We start from the raw sequence: 4,074 nt of genomic DNA, 5'->3' as shown, positions 1-4,074 counted from the left end.
GGGAAACGGTGGGTGAAAGAGTGGCTGAATTGTGGTGTCTGCTGGAGAATCTGTGATCGGTCCCCGAACCGGTGATAGTTTTCCTGCGCAGCAGGGAAGGTGGTAAAATCAATCTCCTGGAACTCAGCCTCCCCATAGGTTGCCTTGAAAGCCTCGATCAACGCATCCTGTACCATCTCATTGGTGATTTTTTGGTTACCTTCCTTAAGATTTCCCACTCGGGATGCTACAGATTTTACCGCCTTCGAAGCCAGCTTGGTGGAGCTTGGGGTAAGATAATTACCCATTACCGATAAGTCGCTGCTGATAAGCAGTGTCCCGTGGTGACAGAATTTGGTAGCGGTTGTCTGGAAAGCATTGCCAGAGATTTTTTTCCCGTTCAGAAGAATATCATTCCGGCCAGAGAGCTCGCAATCAAGGGAAAGAGAGGCAAGTGCCATGAGAATCAGAGCGAAGTTCTCTTCCTTGGAGGCCTTTTCCTTGTTCCCGATCAAGGTAAAACAGAGGTTGCCCTGGTCATGATAGACCGCTCCACCCCCACTTTGCCTTCTCACAAGTTGGACTCCTTCCTCATCCATCCGGTGTAGGTTGCACTCACTGAACGGGTTCTGGTATCGCCCTATAACGATACAGGGATCATTCACCCAAAGATACAACACATGTTCATAAGGCAGACTCATCAGGTATGCCTCTCCGGCCAGGTTAGCTGCACAGTCGTGCGATTTCGCCAAGTAGATTGCATTCTTCATGGCATCAGTCTACCGTTTTTCCCAGCCCTTATGCTATAGTGCCCTGTATGAACATCATCCTCTTTTCTACCTTATCTCTGACCAATGAACTGTCCATGAAAGACCATAGGGCCCGTCATATCAAGAAAATCCTTCATTTAGACGTAGGTGATACCTTCCAAGCGGGAGTCATCAACCAGAGCAAGGGTTTGGCCACCATCACAAATATGGATAAGCATGCCATCTCTTTCACCTACGAGGTGAAAGAGGAACAAGCATCCTCTCTCTATCCGGTAACGCTCATCGTTGCCCAGGTTAGGCCTATCAGCATGAGAAGGATTCTCAGGGAAGCTGTCAGCCTTGGGGTTGGTTCCCTCATCCTTTGTACCACCGACACTGCCGAGAAATCCTATGCACAGGCCAATCTCTACACCAGTGGGGAGTATGAAAGCATCCTCATTGATGGCGCGATGCAGAGTGGCCAGAGCGGGGTAAGCTCACTGCAGTTTGCCTCCTCCCTCAAGGATGCCATTACCAAGCTTCCTTCAGATACCCAGAGAATTGTCCTTGACAATGTCTGGGAGGGAATACCTCTCTCCGTGTTTCAACTGAAGGAAAAACAACCTGTTGTCTTGGCTATTGGAGGAGAGCGTGGGTATAGTGATAGGGAGCGAACGCTCTTTAGGGAAAATGGGTTTCAGTTTGCATCACTGGGGAAGAGGATTTTGAGGACTGAAACAGCTTGCAGTGCAGGGGTGGCTGTATTGCTTGGAAGAATGGGGCTTCTCTAGAAGTTGCCGAGAGTGGGATATTCCTGTACCATGGCAATATTCCAGAAACAGGAAGGAGTACTATCGTTATGGCACATTGCATCGTCAGCGCTGCTGAAGAGATTTTGGATAAGGAATTCCCCGTACTTGATCATGGTTTTGTACGCTTGGTTGACTACCTGGGAAGTGATGAGCGAATCGTACAGAGTGCACGGGTCTCCTACGGGAGTGGTACCAAGACCTACCGACAGGACAAGGGCTTGATCAACTACCTACTGAGAAACGACCATACATCCCCCTTTGAACAGGTGAACTTCACCTTCCATGTGAAGATGCCGATTTTCGTTGCCAGGCAGTGGATCCGCCACCGTACAGGCAGGGTGAATGAGATCAGCGGAAGGTACAGTGTCATGAGTGATGAGTGCTACCAGCCCGATCCCGCCCATATCAATTTCCAGAGTGATGACAACAAGCAAGGAAGAACCGCTGAGCCAGTCGATCCAGAGATGGCAAAAAAGGTTCTCTCCATTCTCAGCGAAGACCAGAAGAGGAGCTATGATACCTACCAGAAACTCCTGGATATGGGTATCGCGAGGGAACTCAGCCGAATCGATCTTCCCTTGAGCCTCTACACCGAATGGTACTGGCAGATGGACCTCCATAATCTGTTCCACTTCCTGCAGCTCCGCCTTGATGCCCACGCACAATATGAGATCCGAATCTACGCACAGACCATTCTTGACCTGGTGAGAAAGGTATGCCCGATCGCAACCGAGGCATTCGAGGAGCATAAGCTTGGAGGAAAGCAGTTCAGTAAAAGTGAGATGGAAGCGATCAAATCCATGCTCAAGGGTGAAGCTAACCCGCTTTCCGGTAGGGCCTTGGACTTGTTTGAAAAGAAATTTGACTAGGATTGCTTCAACATATATTTCAATGCCCACTTTCTCAGGAAAGCGGGCATTATTCGTATAGATGGTTTGGGCAACAGCGGCATAATACAAATTTGAAGCTATAACCTGTCTCTCTTCCTTTCCAGACATGCTTGGTAGGACGCTTTCATCGCTGCCTCAAAGGCCTTGTCGTTGGGGTAGGAGTAACCAAAGGTTGGCATCCAGAGCGAAGGGTCCTCCATGCAGAGATAGAAGAAGGGAGAACCCTGCTTCCAGGAGGAAGGAAACTGCTCATAGGCAAATGAGAACATCGCCTGCTTGATCTCCAATGGATAGGAGTATTTCCCCGCCGCTGAAGTGAGATCCATGTCCAGAACCCTGGTTGGATAGTGGTCTGTTCTGAGTTGTCTCAGTACTGCCTTGGTGAATGTAAGCGTCCCGAGGGAGAACATCATCAACTCTTCAGGCAGGAACATGGTTGTTACCTGTTCAATGAGCGAACCATACTCCTCCTGCCATCCCTCGAAGTAGACCATGGGATGCAGATGGAACCCTATAATCCTTCCCTTGTCCCTTGCCCTCCTCGCCGCATCAAGCCGTCCCTGAAGGGAAGCTGCCAAATGTTCCTCTTTCTCGATGATCGTTGGAGCATTGAGAGACCATGTGGAAACAATGTTAAGCGGAAGGTCAAGGCCGAGATAATCACTCCGTTTGCTCTTTGTCTTGAGTTCGATGATAAGATTGGGATAACGGGAAGCCAGGATGGAAAGTGCATCGAGGGTCCCATAGTCATTGCCCCAAAGGAGGGAATCGCTGCTTTGTCCGGTGCCGATATGCCAGGTATCTTCATCAAGCTGGAGTTCCTGTAATCGTTTTGAAAGATTTTCCACCACTTTTATTTCATGGCTGTTGTAAAAGGATTGAATCGAGCAGTAGGAACAACCGAATGCACACTGCTGTACAACATCGAGGGTCTTGAGATTGCAGCAACGGGTTTTCTCTCCCTCTACCGGGCAGGGACATCTCCCCATCAGGGTATCAGAGGAGACAAAAAGACTCTGGAACTTGTCAGGAAGGCGCGTATCAGGATTGAAATCCTGGTAGTTGGTTGGTTTCTCCCGCTCCTGCTGCATTTTATTCAGATGGTCGGCAACCAGGGTCTTTGCCTGGGCTTTTCCTTGCAGTTTTACCACCTTCTCTTCATCTATCCACTTTTCGAGCGGACCCAGTTGCCACATGGCAAGGTCACATGCGCTAACAATGAGCTGCCGTTGCTGCTGAAAACTGAAGTGATAACGTTCATCAAGCTGCATAAGATAGTGTTGTTCCACAGGGGGAAGGGTTGAAAAGAGGGGATGATTCATAGCCCGTATTGTATCGATTGAGCATTGCCAAAACAAGACTCTCTGGATATGCTCAAAGGAGGATGAAGAAGAAGAAAGAGGAAGCCGTTCAGTATACCCCAGCAAGTGAGGTGGAAAGCCTTGGAAGCATAGCAGCAGAACAGGTCAGTCCCCAGATGCAGGCACGTGAATTGCCCCATAATAGCGGTGTCTATTTGATGCGTGATGAAAAGGGTTCAATAATTTATGTCGGAAAGGCAAAGGATCTTCGCAAACGGGTAACCAGCTATTTTCTCGCAAACAGGAGTGCCAAGACGGCAGCGCTCGTAAGGAAGATTGCTTC

5 protein-coding genes are annotated in these 4,074 nt (G+C 49.1%); 3 read left to right on the top strand and 2 right to left on the bottom strand.

Translation table 11 applies throughout. The features are described 5' to 3' along the window. Positions 1-749 (bottom strand): lipoate--protein ligase (locus JF818_RS03570; protein ID WP_198890610.1); only part of this gene is annotated, 749 nt, incomplete at its 3' end. Between the two features lie 47 nt (positions 750-796). Between JF818_RS03570 and JF818_RS03565 the strand changes: the two genes are divergently transcribed. Both JF818_RS03565 and thyX read left to right on the top strand, forming a co-directional pair. Further along, complete coding sequence (locus JF818_RS03565; RefSeq protein WP_198890609.1) at positions 797-1,519, top strand: RsmE family RNA methyltransferase; 723 nt, start codon at positions 797-799, stop codon at positions 1,517-1,519. 68 nt (positions 1,520-1,587) lie between these two features. Continuing rightward, a complete protein-coding gene (thyX, locus tag JF818_RS03560) occupies positions 1,588-2,409 on the top strand; it encodes an FAD-dependent thymidylate synthase (protein ID WP_198890608.1) in 822 nt (273 codons plus the stop codon). Positions 2,410-2,507: 98 nt separating this feature from the next. Here thyX and JF818_RS03555 read toward each other — a convergent pair whose 3' ends face one another. After that, positions 2,508-3,752, bottom strand: a complete 1,245-nt coding sequence (locus tag JF818_RS03555) for a spore photoproduct lyase family protein (RefSeq protein ID WP_198890607.1) — start codon at positions 3,750-3,752, stop codon at positions 2,508-2,510. Between the two features lie 62 nt (positions 3,753-3,814). On the opposite strand from JF818_RS03555, the gene JF818_RS03550 reads away from it, so the two are divergent. Then, positions 3,815-4,074: GIY-YIG nuclease family protein (locus JF818_RS03550; RefSeq protein ID WP_198890606.1), on the top strand; the 260-nt coding region annotated here is incomplete at its 3' end.

Source organism: Sphaerochaeta sp. S2 (genome assembly GCF_016406725.1).
Classification (GTDB): domain Bacteria; phylum Spirochaetota; class Spirochaetia; order Sphaerochaetales; family Sphaerochaetaceae; genus Sphaerochaeta.
Note: the sequence above shows the minus strand (reverse complement) of the source record. Positions and strands in the feature narration are given on the sequence as shown.